20 protein-coding genes are annotated in these 17,952 nt (G+C 47.8%); 3 read left to right on the top strand and 17 right to left on the bottom strand.

Going from position 1 to position 17,952, the window contains the following annotated elements; genetic code table 11:
• Positions 1–104: 104 nt before the first annotated feature.
• The 14 genes from HMPREF2560_RS09820 to hisS form a co-directional block, all read right to left on the bottom strand.
• Complete coding sequence (locus HMPREF2560_RS09820; protein WP_070829612.1) at positions 105–2,120, bottom strand: BCCT family transporter; 2,016 nt, start codon at positions 2,118–2,120, stop codon at positions 105–107.
• 250 nt (positions 2,121–2,370) lie between these two features.
• Positions 2,371–2,979, bottom strand: a complete 609-nt coding sequence (locus HMPREF2560_RS09815; protein WP_070607876.1) for an SMC-Scp complex subunit ScpB — start codon at positions 2,977–2,979, stop codon at positions 2,371–2,373.
• Positions 2,980–3,048: 69 nt separating this feature from the next.
• Positions 3,049–3,282, bottom strand: coding sequence for a glutaredoxin family protein (locus tag HMPREF2560_RS09810; RefSeq protein WP_036472354.1), 234 nt, complete (start codon positions 3,280–3,282; stop codon positions 3,049–3,051).
• A gap of 149 nt (positions 3,283–3,431) precedes the next feature.
• A complete protein-coding gene (locus tag HMPREF2560_RS09805) occupies positions 3,432–3,632 on the bottom strand; it encodes a (2Fe-2S)-binding protein (RefSeq protein WP_003681978.1) in 201 nt (66 codons plus the stop codon).
• A 227-nt stretch (positions 3,633–3,859) separates the two neighbouring features.
• Positions 3,860–4,732: a site-specific tyrosine recombinase XerD gene (gene xerD, locus HMPREF2560_RS09800; protein ID WP_210385467.1), complete on the bottom strand. Its 873-nt coding sequence runs from the start codon at positions 4,730–4,732 to the stop codon at positions 3,860–3,862.
• Between the two features lie 81 nt (positions 4,733–4,813).
• On the bottom strand, positions 4,814–5,257 hold the full coding sequence (locus HMPREF2560_RS09795) for a peroxiredoxin (RefSeq protein WP_070607880.1): 444 nt from the start codon (positions 5,255–5,257) through the stop codon (positions 4,814–4,816).
• A 36-nt stretch (positions 5,258–5,293) separates the two neighbouring features.
• On the bottom strand, positions 5,294–5,929 hold the full coding sequence (locus HMPREF2560_RS09790; RefSeq protein ID WP_070607881.1) for a deoxynucleoside kinase: 636 nt from the start codon (positions 5,927–5,929) through the stop codon (positions 5,294–5,296).
• Positions 5,930–6,026: 97 nt separating this feature from the next.
• Positions 6,027–6,515: a 2-amino-4-hydroxy-6-hydroxymethyldihydropteridine diphosphokinase gene (gene folK / locus HMPREF2560_RS09785; protein WP_070607884.1), complete on the bottom strand. Its 489-nt coding sequence runs from the start codon at positions 6,513–6,515 to the stop codon at positions 6,027–6,029.
• Between the two features lie 15 nt (positions 6,516–6,530).
• Positions 6,531–6,905: a SirB2 family protein gene (locus HMPREF2560_RS09780; protein ID WP_003681989.1), complete on the bottom strand. Its 375-nt coding sequence runs from the start codon at positions 6,903–6,905 to the stop codon at positions 6,531–6,533.
• 55 nt (positions 6,906–6,960) lie between these two features.
• Positions 6,961–7,530 (bottom strand): tRNA 5-(aminomethyl)-2-thiouridylate-methyltransferase MnmM, encoded by a 570-nt coding sequence (locus HMPREF2560_RS09775; RefSeq protein ID WP_070607886.1) that lies wholly within the window; start codon positions 7,528–7,530, stop codon positions 6,961–6,963.
• A gap of 78 nt (positions 7,531–7,608) precedes the next feature.
• Positions 7,609–7,905 (bottom strand): RNA chaperone Hfq, encoded by a 297-nt coding sequence (gene hfq / locus HMPREF2560_RS09770; protein ID WP_003683208.1) that lies wholly within the window; start codon positions 7,903–7,905, stop codon positions 7,609–7,611.
• Positions 7,906–8,203: 298 nt separating this feature from the next.
• Positions 8,204–9,661: a ribosome biogenesis GTPase Der gene (gene der / locus HMPREF2560_RS09765; RefSeq protein ID WP_049331367.1), complete on the bottom strand. Its 1,458-nt coding sequence runs from the start codon at positions 9,659–9,661 to the stop codon at positions 8,204–8,206.
• Between the two features lie 141 nt (positions 9,662–9,802).
• On the bottom strand, positions 9,803–10,432 hold the full coding sequence (locus HMPREF2560_RS09760; protein ID WP_070607891.1) for a YfgM family protein: 630 nt from the start codon (positions 10,430–10,432) through the stop codon (positions 9,803–9,805).
• Entirely contained in the window at positions 10,433–11,728 is a 1,296-nt protein-coding gene (gene hisS, locus HMPREF2560_RS09755) for a histidine--tRNA ligase (RefSeq protein ID WP_070607893.1), read from the bottom strand.
• A gap of 257 nt (positions 11,729–11,985) precedes the next feature.
• Between hisS and HMPREF2560_RS09750 the strand changes: the two genes are divergently transcribed.
• Positions 11,986–12,492 carry a hypothetical protein gene (locus tag HMPREF2560_RS09750; RefSeq protein WP_283116368.1) on the top strand — a complete coding sequence of 169 codons (507 nt, stop codon included), beginning with the start codon at positions 11,986–11,988 and terminating at the stop codon, positions 12,490–12,492.
• 55 nt (positions 12,493–12,547) lie between these two features.
• On the opposite strand, the gene HMPREF2560_RS09745 is transcribed toward HMPREF2560_RS09750, so the two are convergent.
• On the bottom strand, positions 12,548–12,850 hold the full coding sequence (locus tag HMPREF2560_RS09745; RefSeq protein WP_070607896.1) for a hypothetical protein: 303 nt from the start codon (positions 12,848–12,850) through the stop codon (positions 12,548–12,550).
• Between the two features lie 209 nt (positions 12,851–13,059).
• Here HMPREF2560_RS09745 and HMPREF2560_RS09740 point away from each other — a divergent pair, with 209 nt between their 5' ends.
• Entirely contained in the window at positions 13,060–13,983 is a 924-nt protein-coding gene (locus HMPREF2560_RS09740) for an RluA family pseudouridine synthase (protein WP_070607898.1), read from the top strand.
• A gap of 69 nt (positions 13,984–14,052) precedes the next feature.
• Here HMPREF2560_RS09740 and adhP read toward each other — a convergent pair whose 3' ends face one another.
• A complete protein-coding gene (gene adhP, locus HMPREF2560_RS09735; protein ID WP_083306176.1) occupies positions 14,053–15,096 on the bottom strand; it encodes an alcohol dehydrogenase AdhP in 1,044 nt (347 codons plus the stop codon).
• A 340-nt stretch (positions 15,097–15,436) separates the two neighbouring features.
• Between adhP and HMPREF2560_RS09730 the strand changes: the two genes are divergently transcribed.
• On the top strand, positions 15,437–16,918 hold the full coding sequence (locus tag HMPREF2560_RS09730) for an aldehyde dehydrogenase family protein (protein ID WP_049335482.1): 1,482 nt from the start codon (positions 15,437–15,439) through the stop codon (positions 16,916–16,918).
• Between the two features lie 96 nt (positions 16,919–17,014).
• On the opposite strand, the gene HMPREF2560_RS09725 is transcribed toward HMPREF2560_RS09730, so the two are convergent.
• The gene (locus HMPREF2560_RS09725; protein ID WP_070607899.1) at positions 17,015–17,950 is read right to left on the bottom strand and encodes a DMT family transporter; all 936 of its coding nucleotides are present in this window, start codon (positions 17,948–17,950) and stop codon (positions 17,015–17,017) included.
• Positions 17,951–17,952: the final 2 nt, after the last annotated feature.

Here is a 17,952-nt window from a genome sequence, read left to right as displayed (position 1 = left end):
CTTATAATTTATCTAAGATATTTATTTTAAACAAATTATTTTTTAAGCAGGCAATAAAAAGGCTGTCTGAATATTGCTACATGTTCAGACGGCCTAAATTTATTTTACTCTGCCAGCTCTACTTGTTCATGCCCCATCAATTCCTGCCCCACTCCGGCAAGCAGGTTCAGATAACGCTCATACTGCTTGAGCATATCGGCAATCAATTCTTTTTGCGTCATATACTGCACATCGTATCCATCGCGCCCATCCGAGAAATACGTCAACGGTATGAATGTTGCCTCATATTTGAAATGAGGCAGGCTGTCTTCGCGAATCAACTGGTCGGTAATTTCCCGCTTTACGGATTTAATCCCATAGACAAAATCCCTTACCGTCCCTTTATGCACCACCAGCTCCACCGACGGCTCATCCTGTTGCAACAGGCAACGGATTTCTACGTCCATATTGTATTTTTCGGTCAATTCGTTTTTCAATTCCTGCATTGCCGGAAGCACCGTATTTTTCATAAATTTGATGATATCGACTTCCTGCGTCTGATTCATCATTTGGCCAAGGCGTTCCCTCCAATGATCGCCCGACCAGAAAATACTGCTCGGATTGACGGCGGTTGCAAAATAGTTGGCATCGTTGTTCAGGGCTTTCCACAAAGAAACCATCATAAAAATCATCAACACCGCAAACGGCAGAGACGCAATCAGGGTCATGGTTTGCAAAATAGGCAAACCGCCGGCACCCAACAACACAATAGCCACAGCCGAAATCAACACACCCCACATAACCGATTGCCACTTGGGCGAAGCCAGCCCTTTATCGCGCGAAGCAATATTGTTTAGCACATAAATGCCCGAGTCGGCAGAAGTGATAAAAAACAGCGCAATCACCAGCAATGCCACCAAGCTGCTGACAACCGGCCACGGCAGATAATTCAAAAAGGCAAACAACAGTTTTTCAGGCTCGTTGGTCAAGGCAGACAACGCGCCGTTTGCCACATGCGTGTCCAGCCACAAGGCCGAATTGCCAAATACAGTAAACCACAAAATACTCATCAGGCTAGGCACTGCCAATACACCAAAAATAAATTCGCGGATAGTTCTGCCTCGCGAAATTCGGGCAATGAACAAACCGACAAAAGGCGACCACGAACACCACCAAGCCCAATACAACACCGTCCAGCCGGTAAACCATTTTGTATGCTCAGGCTCGTAGGTATATGACTTAAAGCTGAACGAAACGAAGTTACTCAGATAAGTGCCCAAATTGTCGCTGAATGCGAAAATCAAATACGTCGTCGGCATACTCAACAAGACAAACAACAGCAATGACAGTGCCAATACCAAGTTGGTTTCACTCAAAATTTTGACGCCTTTGCCCACGCCCGAAGTTGCGGAAAATATGGCAATCGCCATCACAACAACGATAATGCCGACCTGCAAGACATAGCTGTTGTCCTGCACCCAGCCCATCTTCAACAAACCGGAACCCATTTGTGCCGCGCCAAATCCCAAGGTTGTGATAATACCGAACAAAGTCGCAATCAAAGCCATCACATCGATGGCATCGCCCATTTTGCCGTTGATTTTGTCTTTTAAAATCGGATAAAAGCAGGAGCGCAACGCCAGCGGCAATTTATAGCGGAAACCGAAATACGCCAAGGCAAGCGCAATGATTCCATAGATTGCCCAGGCATGAATCCCCCAGTGGAACACCGTATGCAGAATCGCCTCTTGCGCATTGCCTTTGGCAATCGAGGAAGAGAAATGCGATAAAGGCTCGGCCACCCCGAAAAACATCAAGCCCACGCCCATACCGGCTGCAAACAGCATAGCCAGCCATGATAAAAACGAAAACTCAGGTTCATCCTCGTTTGTACCCAACCTGATACTGCCGAAGCTGCTGATGGGAAGCGCCAATAAGAAAATAAGGAATACAGAGAAAGTCAGAATGTAAAACCAACTGACATTTTGAAAAATAAACTGCTTCATGGCATTTAACAAAGCCTCAGTATTTTGAGGCCAAACCAAAGCAGCTGACAAAAGCAAAAGGACGAAGAAAAGCGTAATACCGACCACGCTTGGGTTGAAAGAAGATTTGTTTTGAATGAATTGTTTGAATTTCATATCGGTTCCGTAGTTGATACAGCGCATATTTGAAGAACAAACGGGCTGCCGATTGATAAAGAGGGAAACGTTTCCGTATGCCTTCTCAAACTATTACAGAATGAGAGATATTTATTCTAATAATTTTTAAATTATATCACAAAATCAATGAGTTACAAAACTAAACGAAAATTTTATTTAAAATCATGATGTTACACAACAATAAAGGCCGTCTGAAACACGATTGTTTCAGACGGCCTTTACATTCAAATCAGTTAATCAGTCTGCTTCCTGATTCTACTGTTTCTTCAGCCTCCTCATCGCCTGTCGGCGGCGTTTCCATCAAATCAGGCAACACCAGTTCACCCAATTCAGTCAGTGGCGGCAATTCTTCCAAACTTTCCAAACGCAAATCGCTTAAGAATGTTGCCGTTGTTGCCCACAAAGCCGGACGGCCGACAGAATCACGGTGGCCGATGACTTCAATCCAGCCCCTATCCTGCAAGGTTTGCATGACATTTTGCGACACCGCTACGCCGCGTATGCCTTCGATATCGCCACGCGTTACCGGCTGCTGATAGGCAATAATCGCCAGCGTTTCCATCACGGCGCGGGAATAACGCGGCGCGCGCTGCTCTTGCAGGCTGCCAAGTCGTTCAAAGGCAGCTTGGGCGATTTGGAAACGCCAGCCCTCATGGGTATGCACCAGTTGCAAAGCCCTGCCCTGCCAACGGGCCTTCAGTTGCGCCAACACATCAATTAACTTGTCTTGCGACAACGGCGGCACGCACAATTCACGCATGGCTTTTTCGTTTAAGGGTTCGACTTGCGTCAACAGCGCCGCTTCAATCAGCGCATCGGGAGAAAGTTTTTCAGTCATAATAAAATCAATGTTCAGACGGCATAAACAGCCAAAGGCCGTCTGAAAGATAATATGGTCAACGGTTTGTTATGCGCTCAAATGCGCTTTCAGTTTTTCTTCGTCCAAAAACCAATGGCAGATTTCGGTATCGCCATCCAGCAAAACAGGCACCAGCTCATTGTACTTTTCTTCTAAAACCGGATCTTCATCAACATCGACAATATCCAGCTCAAATCCAAACTGCTCCTGATAAGGTTTTAATTGTTCGCGCATTTTGTGGCACAGGCTGCAATACTCCCGAAACATCAAGGTCAGTTTCATGGCGGTTACTCTCGGAGGGACAAAAGCGGCCATTGTATAGCAAAATGCCACCAAACCATACAGGCATGACAAAGGCCGTCTGAACAGGCGCGAAACGAAATCAAGGATTTCTATCACGCCTTCAGACGGCCTTTGTGTGTATTCTGAAATTAAGATTGAACGTTGATACCGGCAGTCACGGTATTTTGGGCACTGCTTGCAGTCAAAAACGACGCTGCCAATTCGCCGCAGCAACCGCAACAAGTCGCCACGCCCAATTGAGCCTGCAAATCGCTCATGGTGGTTGCACCGGCGGCGATGGTCTCTTTGATGTCGTGGTCAGTAATGGCGTTGCAGATGCAGACAAACATGATGTGCTCCAATAATTTTGTTACCCTCTGTAATTGAGAGTAGGATTTATTCTTGAACGTAAATATAAATAAAAACGGTTTGCATTGCAATATTGACACAGTCCTTTTGCTTTGAAATTTTTCTATGTAAATTTGTATTTTGATTGTTATTTTATAAATAATAAACTTTATAACCGTTCAGACGGCCTCAATAACAAAAAGCGGCATCTTCGAGATGCCGCCTTTATTTATGAACGGGAATGGTGTTCATCGACCATGTTTTTCAAACGGATATTGGCAACATGGGTATAAATCTGCGTGGTATTGATGTCGGAATGTCCCAACATCATCTGGACCGAACGCAAATCAACGCCGTGATTGACCAAATGCGTGGCAAAAGCATGGCGCAAGCCGTGCGGGCTGAGCGAAGCAATACCGGCCGCTTCGGCATATTCTTTGACTATCATCCATGCAAGCTGACGACTGATGCCGCTGCGTTTCTGGCTGACAAACACTTCGTCGCAGATTTTGTTTTTTAGCAACAACGGGCGCGATTCGTTGCAATAGCGTTCCACCCAATACGCTGCTTCCTGTCCCAACGGAACCAAACGCAATTTGTCACCCTTGCCTATGGTACGGATACTGCCGCGATATAAATCGATATCGCTGAGCGTCAATTTGACGGCTTCGGTCACGCGTAAACCTGTTGCATACATGACTTCGAGCAAGGCTTTGTCGCGCAGTCCGTGCGGCGTTTCCACATCCGGTGCAGCCAGCAGCGCGTCGATTTGGGCTTCGGTAATCAACGTGGGCAGTTTGCGTTCCGATTTCGGCGCTTTGAGAAAACGGGTGGGATTGTCTGCTCTTTGGCCTGTTTCTTCCAACCAGCCGTACATGCGCTTGCAAGCCGACAATGCCCGCGCTTGGGACGTGTTTTTTTCTCCCTCTGCATACACGGCATCAGACAGGGCAAATTCATCGGCACTCAACCAATCCTGCCCGCCCTCGGCCAAACGCGCAGCAACTTTGACCAAATCACGGCAGTAACTTTGCAGCGTATTGTGGCTGAGCCTGTCTTGCAGCCAAAGGGATTCAAGCAGCTTGTCTATTAAATCGTCCATATTCATCAAACTGTATTGAAAGGCCGTCTGAACGGCATGACTTTACATCCGTTCAGACGGCCTTAGGTTTTCAAAGCCCTATCAAGAGACTTGAGAAATTGTATCCAACACTTCCTGCGCGTGTCCGGCTACTTTGACTTTGCGCCATTCATGGGCGATTTCGCCGTTTTCGTCCAACACAAAGGTGCTGCGCTCGATGCCGAGGGATTCTTTGCCGTAAAGCTTTTTCAGCTTGATCACGTCAAACAGTTTGCAGACGGTTTCTTCTTTGTCGCTCAACAATTCAAACTGAAAGCCTTGTTTGGCGCAGAAATTCTGATGCGATTTGACACCATCACGCGAAATACCGACAACGGTATAGCCCAATGCTTTGAATTGCTCCAATCGGGCATTGAAATCCAAACCTTCGGTGGTACAGCCGGGCGTGCTGTCTTTAGGATAAAAATAGACAACCAACGGCAAATGTTCGGCGGAGTTAAAATCGCTGCCGGAAGAAGAAGGGAGTGTGAATTGATATTTTGACATATTATTCCTTTCAGACGGCCTAAACCTAGCCTGCGTTTATTTTTCGCTTAAATTCAAATAACTGCGCGTACCTTGAAAATCTTCCAATGCGCGCAACAAAAGCTGGAAGTGGTCGTCATTGCCGGCCAAATCCAACTCATCGGCATTGACGGTCAGCAAAGGCGCGCTTTGATACAAATGGAAGAAATGGCTGTATTCGTCATGCACCCGTCCCAAATAGCCTTCGGGGAACAAGCTGATAATGCCTTCGTGACGTTTTTGCAGGCGTTTGCGGTTGTTTTCGACGGCGGTTTGCAGATAAATCACCACATCGGGCTCCGCGTATTGCGGCAGAATGCGTTGCTTCATATCGGTAAAAAGCTGCTGCTCGTCATCATTCAAAACGATAGGCGTAAAAATACGGTCTTTTTCCAATAGAAAATCAGCCACCACCATTCCGCCTTGCGCGCATTGGTCTTCAATAATATTCACGCTTTCAGCGCGGCGCGTCAGGAAGAAAAGCTCGGCAGCCAAGCCATTATTGGAAATATTGCTGTAAAACTTCATGAGAAACGGATTGTGATCCGGATTCTCCGACAACAGCAACGCGCTGAAATGCTCTGCCAAGCGGCGGCTCAAAGCGGTCTTGCCGCTACCGATGGCACCTTCGACAACAATATAACGAGGATTCATAGTAACTCTTTGTAATGTGTTTCCCAACAATATTTTATAGCAAAAAAGGCGTGTCCAACACGCCCTTTCTTGTTTTAGTCCGTTTTTCAGACGGCCTTTATTCTTTCAACAGGCGAATACCCTTCCCGCCCAAAGCCTGAGCCAAATCAGCCGCACGGCCATGCTCGCCCAACTCGAAATCCGGAAGGATTTCGGCCAGCGGCAACATAACGAAACTGCGCTCATGCGCGCGCGGGTGCGGCAAGGTCAGATGCGGGTCATCACTGCGGATACCGTCAAAATCGATAATGTCCAAATCCAAAGTACGCGGCGCATTACGGAAAGTACGTTCGCGCCCAAATTCGGCCTCGATGCGGTTTAACTCCGCCAACAGCGCCACGCCGTCCAATGATGTTTTCACGGTACAAACGGCGTTCACAAAATCGGGCTGATCGTCATAGCCGACCGGCGCAGTCAGATACAGGGAAGATGTTTTTTCGAGCCTGATATCCGGATGCGCGGCCAATTCGGCCAAAGCGGCGCGAACCTGTTCGGCAGGATTGGCAAGATTGCTGCCCAAAGCGATAACGGCAAAATGCGGATACATTTCAGACGGCCTCTTTTAAAACGGCAGCGTTTTGGTTTTGGCAAGGAAAACAATCGTGGCAACACACGACATGGCCAAAACGTAGACGATATAGAATTTCGGCGAACGCGGACGCGAACGCATCATAATCATGCCCAACACAATATAAACCAGCAACAGCAGGATTTTCATGCCGAGCCACGGCGCATTGAACGGCGAAAAATGGGTAATCTTCATCAGCCACAAGCCGGTAAACAGCAACATGGTGTCGTTCAAATGCGGCATGGCTTTCCAAATGCCTGCCAACGGCTTCTCAGGATGACGCCAGAGCAGGAAAAAACGGATGTTGAACAACAGGATGGTAATGGCAACGAAAATCTGATGGCTGTATTTTACAAACAGATATTGCATGGCAGTTTCTTATGTCAAGGGTTGAAAAACAAAGCAGCTATTTTACCGCAAACATCTATTTCTGACGCAACTTTTCAATCGCCAGCAGATAGGGAGGCGCACTGCGGCGGTTGACAAAGCCATAGCGTAACACGGCAAATGCTTCCTGCGGCAAAGTTTCCGCCCATGGCACAATCGCCTCAGCCTCTATTCGGCCGGCTTCATGCCCCGGATACAATACCGCCACGGCAAGCCCGCCCTCTTTCAGCAAACCCAAAGTATCCGTCAACGCACGGATGCTGCTTACCGCCTCAGTCGTACAGCTTTTATCGCCACCCGGCAGCCAACCGAAATTAAATACTGCGGCATCTAAAGGCTCGTCGATATAAGATAAAAGGTTTTCATGGCCGTCATGTATCAGGACTACCCGACCATCTACGCCGTTTTCTTTCAGACGGCCTTGGGTCTGCTCCAGTGCTTTAGATTGCACATCAAACGCCCACACCCTACCCGTCTCGCCAACCGACTGCGCCAACAGCAAAGTATCATACCCGTTTCCAGCCGTCGCATCCAAAGCGCGGCTGCCTGCTTTTAAGGCTTGTCGTAATAGGGAGTGGGCAAAGGGAAGAATGTTTTCAAGCAGCATGATAAAGGTCGTCTGAAAATAAAAATACCCTACCGCAAAAGCGGTAAGGTATTGAAAAACAGGAATGCGTTACATCATTTATTCGGCAGGTTGTTGCGCTGTCTCAACTTGAACCGGAGCAGCTGCGGCAGCGGCTTGAGGTTGTTTGTTTTCGTGTTGCAGGCTGACTGCGCGTGCAGGAACGATTGTTGAGATAGCGTGTTTGTAAACCATTTGAGTGACGGAAGTATTACGCAGCAGAACAACGTACTGGTCGAATGATTCCACTTGGCCTTGCAGCTTGATGCCGTTTACCAAATAGATTGAAACCGGAACGTGCTCTTTACGCAACGCATTCAAAAAAGGATCTTGTAACATTTGTCCTTTAGCTGTCATATTCTTGAGCTCCATTATTATGATTGTAAAGACGCCAAAATCGGCGTTTGATGGGATTGTAGCCCCGAATAGGATAAATTACCAACTATTTTTTTCTATCACACCGTTTAGGAATCCAGCAATAAGGGAACTTCACGTCAAACCGACTGTTTCATTTCCATATTCACAACAATCCCCAATTCAAATTTGATGTTTTTTTAAATTCGACAAACCCAATCAAAAATATGCCATGAAGCTCTAACAATCTGTTTTTTTATGATAAAAAGGCCGTCTGAAATTGTTCAGACGGCCTTTGTGTTTATTTGCTGAATTGTTTTTTCACGCTGACTTTGGTTTTCTTCTTGAAGCGGTTTTTCTCTTCCTTGCGGCCTTCACGTTTCTCAATACGGTTGCTCAAGCTGACACGGCGCAGCGGTTTTTTCTTCGGTTTGTCTTCCGCATTTTCATACGGGTTTTCCGAAACATTGTATTGAATTCTGAGCGGCGTACCTTGCAGATTGAAGGCTTTGCGGAACGTTTGGGTCAAATAGCGTGTATAGCTGTCAGAAATGGCGTGCAGCGAATTGCCGTGTACCACAATCACCGGCGGATTCATGCCACCTTGGTGAGCATAACGCATTTTCGGACGCACCAAGCCAGCACGCGGCGGCTGTTGACGCTCGATAGCGCTTTGCAATACACGCGTGATCTTCGGTGTCGGCATCTTAATCATCGCCGCATTGTAGGCAGCCTGAATGCTTTCAAACAAACCGTCTATACCGCGCTCTTTCAACGCAGAAATAAAGTGGAACTTAGCAAAATCAAGGAAATACAGTTTGCGGTTGATATCGCGTTTCACTTGCTCGCGGCGCTCTTCGCTGATGCCGTCCCATTTATTGACCGCCACCACCAAGGCACGGCCTGCTTCCAAAGCGAAACCTGCAATCGTCGCATCTTGGTCGGCAATATCTTGTTGCGCGTCCAATACCAAAACAGCAACATTTGCCGCTTCAACCGCCTGCATGGCTTTGATAACGGAGAATTTTTCCACCGCTTCATCCACTTTGCCGCGACGGCGCACACCTGCGGTATCGATGATGGTAAACGGTTTGCCTTCGCGCTCGAAATCAATGTGGATGCTGTCGCGCGTCGTACCTGCCATATCGAAGGCAATCACACGCTCTTCGCCGAGAATGGCGTTAACCAGCGTAGATTTGCCGACGTTCGGACGACCGATAACGGCAAAAACAGGATGTTTCGCTTCTTCCTCTTCCTTTTCAGGCTCAGGGAAGGTTTCCAAAATATCTTCAATCAGATAATACACACCATCGCCGTGTGCACCTGAAATAACATAAGGGTCGCCCAAAGCAAGTTCGTAGAACTCGGCGGCAAGCACGGCTCTGTTGCCCCCCTCACCTTTATTCACGGCCAAATAAACAGGGCGCGGACTTTGGCGCAAACGGTCGGCAATGATTTTATCTTGAGGTGTCAAACCGGTACGGCCGTCCACCAAAAACACAACTGCATCGGCTTCATCGACAGCCTGCAAGGTTTGTTTTGCCATTTCGTGCAAAATGCCACTGTCCACAACTGGCTCAAAACCGCCGGTATCGATGACCAAATAAGGTTTGCTGCCGACTTTGCCATGACCGTAATGTCGGTCTCGGGTCAGGCCTGGCAAGTCATGTACGAGCGCGTCTTTGGTGCGCGTCAAACGGTTGAATAAAGTAGATTTGCCGACATTGGGACGGCCGACAAGTGCGATGGTTGGTTTCATGATTGAGTCTTTCTGTGTCAAGTGCCGCCTAAAAACGGGAGCGGAACACAAGCAGGTGTTTTAAAAACACGGTTGATAAGGATAAGTGTAGGCCGTCTGAAAAGTCATTACAACTTCAGACGGCCTTGATTTCAAACAAACTTATTTCAAGCTGTCGATTTTCATTTGCAGCAATTCGCGGCCTACTGCGGTTTGCGGCATTTTGCTCAAAGCAGCTTCGTAACTTTGTACGGCTTCTTTGGTTTTATTTTGGGCAACGTAAACATCGCCTTTGGTTTCCAGCATCAAAGGCTCGAAATCAGCCTCAACCTGAGTATTCAGGGCATTGATGGCGGCATCGTATTTTTTCTGCTGCAACAGGACAACGCCCAAACGCTGCGCCGCCAAAGCTTGAACCAGCGGTGCGTTTTGGTTTTTCAGCACCCAATTCAAATGACCTTCCGCCACATCATAACGGCCGGCATCAAACTCGGTCGCCGCTACCATCAACGTAGCTTGGGCTGTCGAAATGGAATCAGGATAGTTTTTTTGCAATTCGGCCAAATCGGCATTGATGGCTTTTTGGTCGGTTTTTTGCTGCGCCTTTTCCACCATTTGCGCCAATACGGCGGCGGCTTCCTGATCTTTTGAAGCTTTTTGGCCTTGGTAAATGGTGTAACCCAAATATCCCAAAGCCGCCACGATCAGCAAGGCAAAGATCCAACGGCCGGTGCGTTTCCAAAAATATTTAAAGTTGTCTAACTCTTGTTGTTCTTCCAAATGGGCTGCCATTTATGCGTTCTTCCATTGTTGTAAAGTGTCTGTCAAATCAGCGGCGGCAACGGTTTTCTGTTCGTGTTTGCCCTGCATATCTTTCAGGGTAACCGTACCGTTTGCCAGCTCATCCTGAGCCACAATCAGGGCAAAGCGTGCGCCACTGTTGTCTGCTTTTTTCATTTGCGCTTTCAAGCTTTGATAGCCGGAATGCTGCATCACATTGAAACCTTGTGCGCGCAAGGCTTGCGCGTACTTCATCACCTGCAAGTCCGCACCTTCGCCTTGGTGCATTGCATAGACATCAGGCGCAGCGTTCACTTCCAACGAGCCGTATTCGCTCACCAAAAGCAGCAGGCGCTCAATACCCATTGCAAAGCCGATAGACGGTGCAGGTTTGCCGCCAAGTTCTTCAATCAAACCATCGTAACGGCCGCCACCGCACACAGTCGCCTGCGCACCGAGTTTATCGGTCGTCCACTCAAAAACTGTCTGATTGTAGTAATCCAAACCACGAACCAAGCGCGGATTTTCAATATATTGAATACCCAAACCGTCCAACATCACCTTGAAGCGTGCATAGTGGTTTTGCGAAGCCTCGCCCAAGTAATCCACCAAACGCGGCGCCGCGTTGCAGATTTCCTGCAAATCAGGGTTTTTCGTATCCAAAACGCGCAAAGGATTGGTTTTCAGACGGCGTTTGCTGTCTTCATCCAGTTGCGCTTCATAGCGGGTCAGATATTCGACTAATGCCGCACGGTGTGCCGTGCGTTCCTCACGGTTGCCCAAGCTGTTGATTTCCAAAGTCAGGTATTCGCGAATACCCAATTTTTCCCACAAATCGGCAGACATTGCGATGATTTCCGCATCAATATCCGGACCTTCAAAACCCAAAGCTTCGATACCGACCTGATGGAACTGACGATAACGGCCTTTTTGCGGACGCTCACGGCGGAACATCGGCCCCATATACCACAGCTTTTGCGGGCTGTTGTAGAGAAGGTTGTGTTCGACCACCGCACGCAAACAAGAAGCCGTACCTTCAGGACGCAAGCTCAAACTCAAAGAATCGTTTGAATCGGAGAAGGTGTACATTTCCTTGCCAACCACATCGGTTTCCTCGCCGATAGAGCGGACAAACAAACCGGTTTGCTCGACAATCGGTGTACGGATTTGCTGATAGCCGTAAGCGCGTGTCCAACGGCCGACTGTATCTTCAAACGCCTGCCAAAACGCAGCCGTCAGTTTAAAATCTTTTTGTTCGACAGGTAAAAGGTCGTTCATACCTTTTACAGATTGAATTTTTTGTGCCATTTCAATATGGGATAAGCGAAAATCAAATAGTTGGGCATTATAGCTGATTTTTAAGGGTTTGTGAGGTTGGGAACAAATCAAAAGGCCGTCTGAAAATTGGTTTTCGCATTCAGACGGCCTGTAAAGCAGATTGCAGAATCACATTCAATGATTTCAATTCCTCCCCTGCTTTTCAACTTAAATTTCTTAGAAACATATTCAATATAGATTCAATGCCGTTATACTTGGATTCTTTTCATCCCATCCCTATGCACATCATGAAAACACTGCACTCTCTTTTTGTTATCGGCTTGTTAACCACCAGCTTATTCTCCCAAGCGACGGCTGCAAATAACGCCACAAACAATCAAACGAAAATAGATTTAGTCAAAAAGGTTTATCTGACCAAAGTGGATTTAGGCTCTGAACACAATCGTGTTACTACGCCTGAACTACAAAAAATCATCCGACAATTCAATAAATTCGACACAAATATCCGTAAGCAACCCGATATGGAGATGGGGTGTGACATGCCGATACATTACTACTTAGGCTTTGGTCAGGATCATCCTGATAACTTCCATAAAACTTTGCAAGTCAAGGGCACTTCTCCCCATACCGTCCGGGCAACATTTAAACAATTTGACGGCCATAGGGTCGGTGCAGATTTCATGTTGAAATGTACAGAAAACCGTTGTTTGATAGATGATTTCAAGATGATTGGCGATCAAACCAGCATTAAAACCGATTACAAACTCGTTTTGCGCAAACAAAAATGTGAGTGAGCCAACAACACAAAAGGGCTGCCCAAATAAATGGAGCAGCCCTTTGATTTTGAAATCAAGGTCGTGAAGGGTGCGGATTTAAGCGGACAGGCGGCAAATTAGGTTTTCCGTATTGGGAAACGGCTTGTCTGCCTGAAGCCACTTTTCCTGACTGCATGACGCCGCTATCGTTGCGTATTGGATGTATGGCATACTCATCTTGATTTAATTGTGAAACTTCTTCATTGACTTCATGCTCTGCCACAAGTTCATACTCATTATCGTATGCCTTACTCTTGCCAAGCCGAACTTCCTCTCCCGCCATAGCGGATACGGAAAACACAGATAACATGATGATTATGCTGATTTCTTTCTGCATAATATTCTCCTTTTCTCAAATATTGCTTCTTTATCATTTCTTTAATTTATGCCACAAAAGCAAGTTCCAAAGAAACCAGTTTCTTTGGTCGTTTGAAGAATCTATTTAAGCACAAAACCTGCATCACTACATATCCGTTATTAGAAGTTTATTTTCCATATAAACAAGGCCGTCTGAAAAAATCCTAAAAACCGAGTACAATCCGCCGCATGAAAAAACGTACCAATCCCCTCCCCCTTTTAAACGGTGTCAAACCCAGCTACTTGGTTTTGCCGCATGAAAAGCAGTTTTACGACTTGCCGCTGCTGCATTTTCTATGCTCCCATTTTCCCTTTGTCGGCGAAGAAAACTGGCGGCGGCGGCTGAACAGCGGTTTTGTGGTGGGCGCGGATGGCGTACCGTTTGATGAGAATACCTTGTTCGAACCCGGCAAGACGATGTTTTATTACCGTGAAACCAGCCGTGAGAGCGAGCCGCGTATTCCGTTTGAAGAAAAGATTTTGCATATTGATGAGCACCTGATTGTGGCGGACAAACCGCATTTTCTGCCCGTCATCCCCAGCGGCAGGTTTTTGCGGGAAACCTTGCTCACGCGCCTGCGTTTGCGGCCTGAATTGCAGCATTTGAATGTTGAAGACATTACGCCGATTCATCGCTTGGACAAAGATACGGCAGGCGTTATGCTGCTTTCGCTCAACCCTGCCACGCGTCGCGATTATCAGACCATGTTCCAAGAAAAAACCGTCCGAAAAATCTATGAAGCGGTGGCGCCGACGCGGACGGATTTGGACTATCCGCTGCATATCTCATCCCGAATGGAACGCGGCAAAAAATTCTTCCTCACACAGGAAACGGAAGGCGAACCCAATGCCCACACGACCATCGAGCTTATCGAAAACCGCGGCGCATTCAGCCTCTACCGCCTCACGCCGCATACCGGAAAGAAACACCAGCTCCGCGTGCATATGATGAGTTTGAATATGCCGCTGATGAACGATGCGCTTTACCCTACCCCCTTGGCGGCCGGTGATAAAGACTACGACAGACCTTTAAAACTTCTGGCCAAAAGAATAGAGTTTACCGATCCTATCAGCGGAGAAATCCGCGTATTTGAAAGTAGCTTTACGCTTTAAGTTATTCAATCCAATGAAAAAGGCCGTCTGAAATTGTTCAGACGGCCTTTTTATCACGGAATCATTTGATTAGTGATGAATGCAGCTGCACTCTTTGTTCATATCAATCACCATGCGGCCGGTAATTTTACCTTCGCGCATTTCTTGGAAGATGGCAGGCGCTTCATCCAAAGCACGCAACTGGACTTTAGGCACAACCAAACCCTCTGCGCCGAATTGGAATGCTTCTTCCAAATCTTTACGGGTACCGACCAGAGAGCCGACCACTTCGATGCCGTCCAAGACCAGACGCGGGATGGACAGGTCCATAGATTCGGGCGGCAGACCAATGGCAACGACGCGGCCGCCTGCACGGACGCAGTCCACAGCGGAGTTGAACGCGGCGGCGGATACGGCGGTAACAACGGCTGCGTGTGCGCCGCCGGTTTTTTCTTGGATCACTTTGGCAGCGTCTTCTTTGGCGGCGTTGATGACTAAATCAGCGCCGCTTTCTTTAGCGAATGCCAGTTTTTCATCGTTAATGTCGATGGCGACAACGTGTGCGCCGAATACTTTTTTCGCGTATTGAACCGCCAAGTTGCCCAAACCGCCTGCGCCGTAAATCGCAATCCATTGGCCCGGACGGACACCGGAAACTTTAATCGCTTTATAAGTGGTCACACCGGCACAGGTAATGCTCGAAGCTTGCGCAGGATCCAAGCCTTCAGGGACTTTGACCGCGTAATCGGCACTCACGATACAGTGGGTCGCCATACCGCCGTCGGCAGTATAGCCTGCGTTCAATACAGAGCGGCACAAGGTTTCGCGGCCGGTATTGCAGTATTCGCAAGAACCGCAGCTTTGGAACAGCCATGCGATGCTGACACGGTCGCCAACTTTCAGATTTTTCACACCGTCAGCAACTTCTTTAACCAAACCGATGCCTTCGTGTCCCAACACGCGACCCGGTTTGTCGCCGTAATCGCCTGCCGCAACGTGCAAGTCGGTGTGGCACACGCCGCAATACTCAACTTCCACCAACGCCTCACCGTATTCCAGCGGACGCAGTTCGCGTTCAACAACTTCCACATCACCTGCTACATCTTTGTTTACTACCACAGCATGCATTTTCATGAGAGAGTCTCCTAGGGTGTTGAAAAACTGTTTAGCTATAAATGAGAATACTCCTCATGTTTGAAACCGTCAACCCATAATCTTTTTCAAAACAACGAGTTATGATGTTATACCATAACAAATCCTATTCAGACTATCTGAATCTTTAAATATATTAACAAATGCACTTTCATTTCAATCAAATCCTTTATTTTTCAGACGGCCTGCTACATGAAATAACATTGCAAATGTAAATTTTGAGAACATTATTATTTTTAGTACTTGAACTTAAAAAGAAAAAAGCATAAGCTGTTTTTATGGCGCAGAAATACGCCTTCCCATTCATTAAGGAGACAGTATTATGGCAAAAGATTTAAATGTGTTTGATAAAGAATATGGTCTTTTAATCAACGGCGAATGGACGAAAGGTAGCGAAGGCAAACTTTTATCCTCTTACAACCCTGCCAATGGCGATGAATTGGCCAAGTTCACAGACGCAACCGATGCCGATGTCGATGCTGCCGTGGCCGCTGCCCAAGAAGCGTTCAAAACATGGCGCAAAACCACGACTGCCGAACGCGCGGCCATTTTGAACAAAATCGCCGACGTGATTGACGAAAACGCAGAATTGTTTGCCCTGCAAGAAACCTTGGACAACGGCAAACCGATCCGCGAAACCCGCGCCGCCGACGTACCATTGGCTTCCGACCATTTCCGCTATTTCGCCAGCGTGATCCGCGGCGAAGAAGGCACTGCGACCCAACTTGACGCCGAAGACTTATCCATCGTTCTGCGCGAACCGATCGGCGTTGTCGGCCAAATCATTCCTTGGAACTTCCCATTCTTGATGGCCGCATGGAAAATCGCTCCGGCATTGGCCGCAGGTTGTACCATCGTCATCCACCCTTCTTCCAGCACTTCATTGAGCCTGTTGTCCCTCGCTCAAAAAATCAACCACTTGCTGCCTAAAGGCGTGTTGAACGTGATTACCGGCCGCGGTTCCAAATCCGGCGAATACATGCTGCACCACAAAGGCTTCAACAAACTGGCCTTTACCGGTTCAACCGAAGTCGGCCGCCGCGTCGGCATCGCCGCCGCCGAATTGCTGATTCCGTCCACTTTGGAATTGGGCGGCAAATCTGCCAACATCTTCTTCGACGATATGCCTTTCGACAAAGCCCTCGAAGGCGCACAAAAAGGTATTTTGTTCAACCAAGGCCAAGTCTGCTGCGCAGGTTCGCGCATTTTTGTACAAGAAGGCATTTACGACAAATTCGTCAATGCATTGGCTGAAGAATTCAAAAAAATCAAAGTCGGCCTGCCTTGGGAAGACGACACCCAAATGGGTTCGCAAGTCAACGCCGGTCAACTCGAGACTATTTTGAAATACGTCAAAATCGGTGAACAAGAAGGCTGCCGCATCATTACCGGCGGTAAAAAAATCGAAGGCGCATTGGGCAAAGGCGAATTTGTCGAACCGACTTTGATTGAAGCCAGCAGCAACGAAGCCCGCGTTGCCCAAGAAGAAATCTTCGGCCCGGTTGCCACCGTGATTAAATTCAAAACCGAAGAAGAAGTCATCAAAATGGCCAACGACAGCGAATACGGCTTGGGCGGCGCAGTGTGGAGTACCGACATCAACCGCTGCCTGCGCGTTTCCAATGCATTGGAAACCGGCCGCGTTTGGGTAAACTGCTACAACCGCCTGCCTGCCGGCGCACCGTTTGGCGGCTACAAAACTTCAGGTATCGGCCGCGAAACCCACAAAATGATGCTCGCCGCCTACACCCAAGTGAAAAACATCTACATCAGCACCCGTGAAGAACGCGAAGGCTTCTATTGATTTGCCGTTTTCACATTAATCTGATTTAGAAAATATAAAGGCCGTCTGAAACCTGTTTCAGACGGCCTTGCTTTATTCTGTTTTGCAATAAATGCTTTATATCTTTCTCAAAAAAAGCCCCACCACTTTCTCTCCGGCCACAGCCAGCAAGGCTCCGGCCACAACCACCATGGCACCCACATAGCTGACGAGATTCATATCCGAAGCGGCAAAATAATCGGGGGCGAGATGATGACCGATGGTAGAAAATATCATGGTGAACACAGGAATCAGCGTGGTGACGATACTGACTTTTGAAGCGTCCCAATGGTTGAGCGCTTCGCCGAATGAACCGTAGCCGATCAGCGTGTTCAGGCAGCAATAGATAAAGCAGCCCCATAAAAACGGATTGCCGATATGGGCGATTTGCAATGGTTCGGCAAATGGCAGGAAAACAAAGCTGCTGCAAAAATAAATCATGAGCAGGATTTGTTGCGAATTGAAATGTTTGGACAGAAGTTTTTGCGCCACACCGTAGCACACCCAAATCATGCTGCCTGAAGCCGCCATCATCACGCCGACTGCGTAGCTGCCCAAGCTGAAAAGTTCGCCGAATTTATCGTTGAAAAACATGACCAAACCCGTCAGCAAAAGCATCAAGCCGATTTTTTGCCAGTGCGTAAAGGCTTCTTTAAACACGCCCACTCCGACCAAAATCATGGTAAAGGGCGAGAGCTGCCACAACACCTGCGTGGTGGTCGGCGAAATATAGTGCAAACCCAGGGCAACGAGAACGAAGTTGGCGGAAATACCAATAATGCCCAGCACCAATAAAAACAAGGTTTGCCTGGAAAATTCAGACGGCCTCGGCAGCTTGCCGGTCAGCCCCAACAACACAAACAACACCAGCGAAGCTACTAAAAAGCGCACCCACACCAACGTGGGCGCATTGACGGCTTTTAAGGCCTGTTGGGCGATGACCGGCAGCGAACCCCAAGTCATGGTGGCAAGCAGAGCCAATGAAAAGCCGAGCCAAGGTTTTTGTTTCTTCATTT

This window comes from Neisseria sp. HMSC078H04 (assembly GCF_001838135.1).
In the GTDB taxonomy this organism is placed as follows: Bacteria; Pseudomonadota; Gammaproteobacteria; order Burkholderiales; family Neisseriaceae; genus Neisseria.
This window is presented reverse-complemented; position numbering and strand designations above follow the sequence as displayed.

What these genes read in the sequence shown, in the direction of transcription:
- HMPREF2560_RS09725 (WP_070607899.1), bottom strand. Translation starts at nt 17,950, where the DNA reads ATGAAGAAACAAAAACCTTGGCTCGGCTTTTCATTGGCTCTGCTTGCC.
- HMPREF2560_RS09820 (WP_070829612.1), bottom strand. Translation starts at nt 2,120, where the DNA reads ATGAAATTCAAACAATTCATTCAAAACAAATCTTCTTTCAACCCAAGC.
- HMPREF2560_RS09795 (WP_070607880.1), bottom strand. Translation starts at nt 5,257, where the DNA reads ATGTCAAAATATCAATTCACACTCCCTTCTTCTTCCGGCAGCGATTTT.
- hfq (WP_003683208.1), bottom strand. Translation starts at nt 7,905, where the DNA reads ATGACAGCTAAAGGACAAATGTTACAAGATCCTTTTTTGAATGCGTTG.
- xerD (WP_210385467.1), bottom strand. Translation starts at nt 4,732, where the DNA reads ATGGACGATTTAATAGACAAGCTGCTTGAATCCCTTTGGCTGCAAGAC.
- folK (WP_070607884.1), bottom strand. Translation starts at nt 6,515, where the DNA reads ATGTATCCGCATTTTGCCGTTATCGCTTTGGGCAGCAATCTTGCCAAT.
- HMPREF2560_RS09740 (WP_070607898.1), top strand. Translation starts at nt 13,060, where the DNA reads ATGAAAAAACGTACCAATCCCCTCCCCCTTTTAAACGGTGTCAAACCC.
- HMPREF2560_RS09810 (WP_036472354.1), bottom strand. Translation starts at nt 3,282, where the DNA reads ATGAAACTGACCTTGATGTTTCGGGAGTATTGCAGCCTGTGCCACAAA.
- HMPREF2560_RS09745 (WP_070607896.1), bottom strand. Translation starts at nt 12,850, where the DNA reads ATGCAGAAAGAAATCAGCATAATCATCATGTTATCTGTGTTTTCCGTA.
- HMPREF2560_RS09790 (WP_070607881.1), bottom strand. Translation starts at nt 5,929, where the DNA reads ATGAATCCTCGTTATATTGTTGTCGAAGGTGCCATCGGTAGCGGCAAG.
- HMPREF2560_RS09775 (WP_070607886.1), bottom strand. Translation starts at nt 7,530, where the DNA reads ATGCTGCTTGAAAACATTCTTCCCTTTGCCCACTCCCTATTACGACAA.
- HMPREF2560_RS09805 (WP_003681978.1), bottom strand. Translation starts at nt 3,632, where the DNA reads ATGTTTGTCTGCATCTGCAACGCCATTACTGACCACGACATCAAAGAG.
- adhP (WP_083306176.1), bottom strand. Translation starts at nt 15,096, where the DNA reads ATGAAAATGCATGCTGTGGTAGTAAACAAAGATGTAGCAGGTGATGTG.
- der (WP_049331367.1), bottom strand. Translation starts at nt 9,661, where the DNA reads ATGAAACCAACCATCGCACTTGTCGGCCGTCCCAATGTCGGCAAATCT.
- HMPREF2560_RS09780 (WP_003681989.1), bottom strand. Translation starts at nt 6,905, where the DNA reads ATGCAATATCTGTTTGTAAAATACAGCCATCAGATTTTCGTTGCCATT.
- HMPREF2560_RS09750 (WP_283116368.1), top strand. Translation starts at nt 11,986, where the DNA reads ATGAAAACACTGCACTCTCTTTTTGTTATCGGCTTGTTAACCACCAGC.
- HMPREF2560_RS09815 (WP_070607876.1), bottom strand. Translation starts at nt 2,979, where the DNA reads ATGACTGAAAAACTTTCTCCCGATGCGCTGATTGAAGCGGCGCTGTTG.
- hisS (WP_070607893.1), bottom strand. Translation starts at nt 11,728, where the DNA reads ATGGCACAAAAAATTCAATCTGTAAAAGGTATGAACGACCTTTTACCT.
- HMPREF2560_RS09730 (WP_049335482.1), top strand. Translation starts at nt 15,437, where the DNA reads ATGGCAAAAGATTTAAATGTGTTTGATAAAGAATATGGTCTTTTAATC.
- HMPREF2560_RS09760 (WP_070607891.1), bottom strand. Translation starts at nt 10,432, where the DNA reads ATGGCAGCCCATTTGGAAGAACAACAAGAGTTAGACAACTTTAAATAT.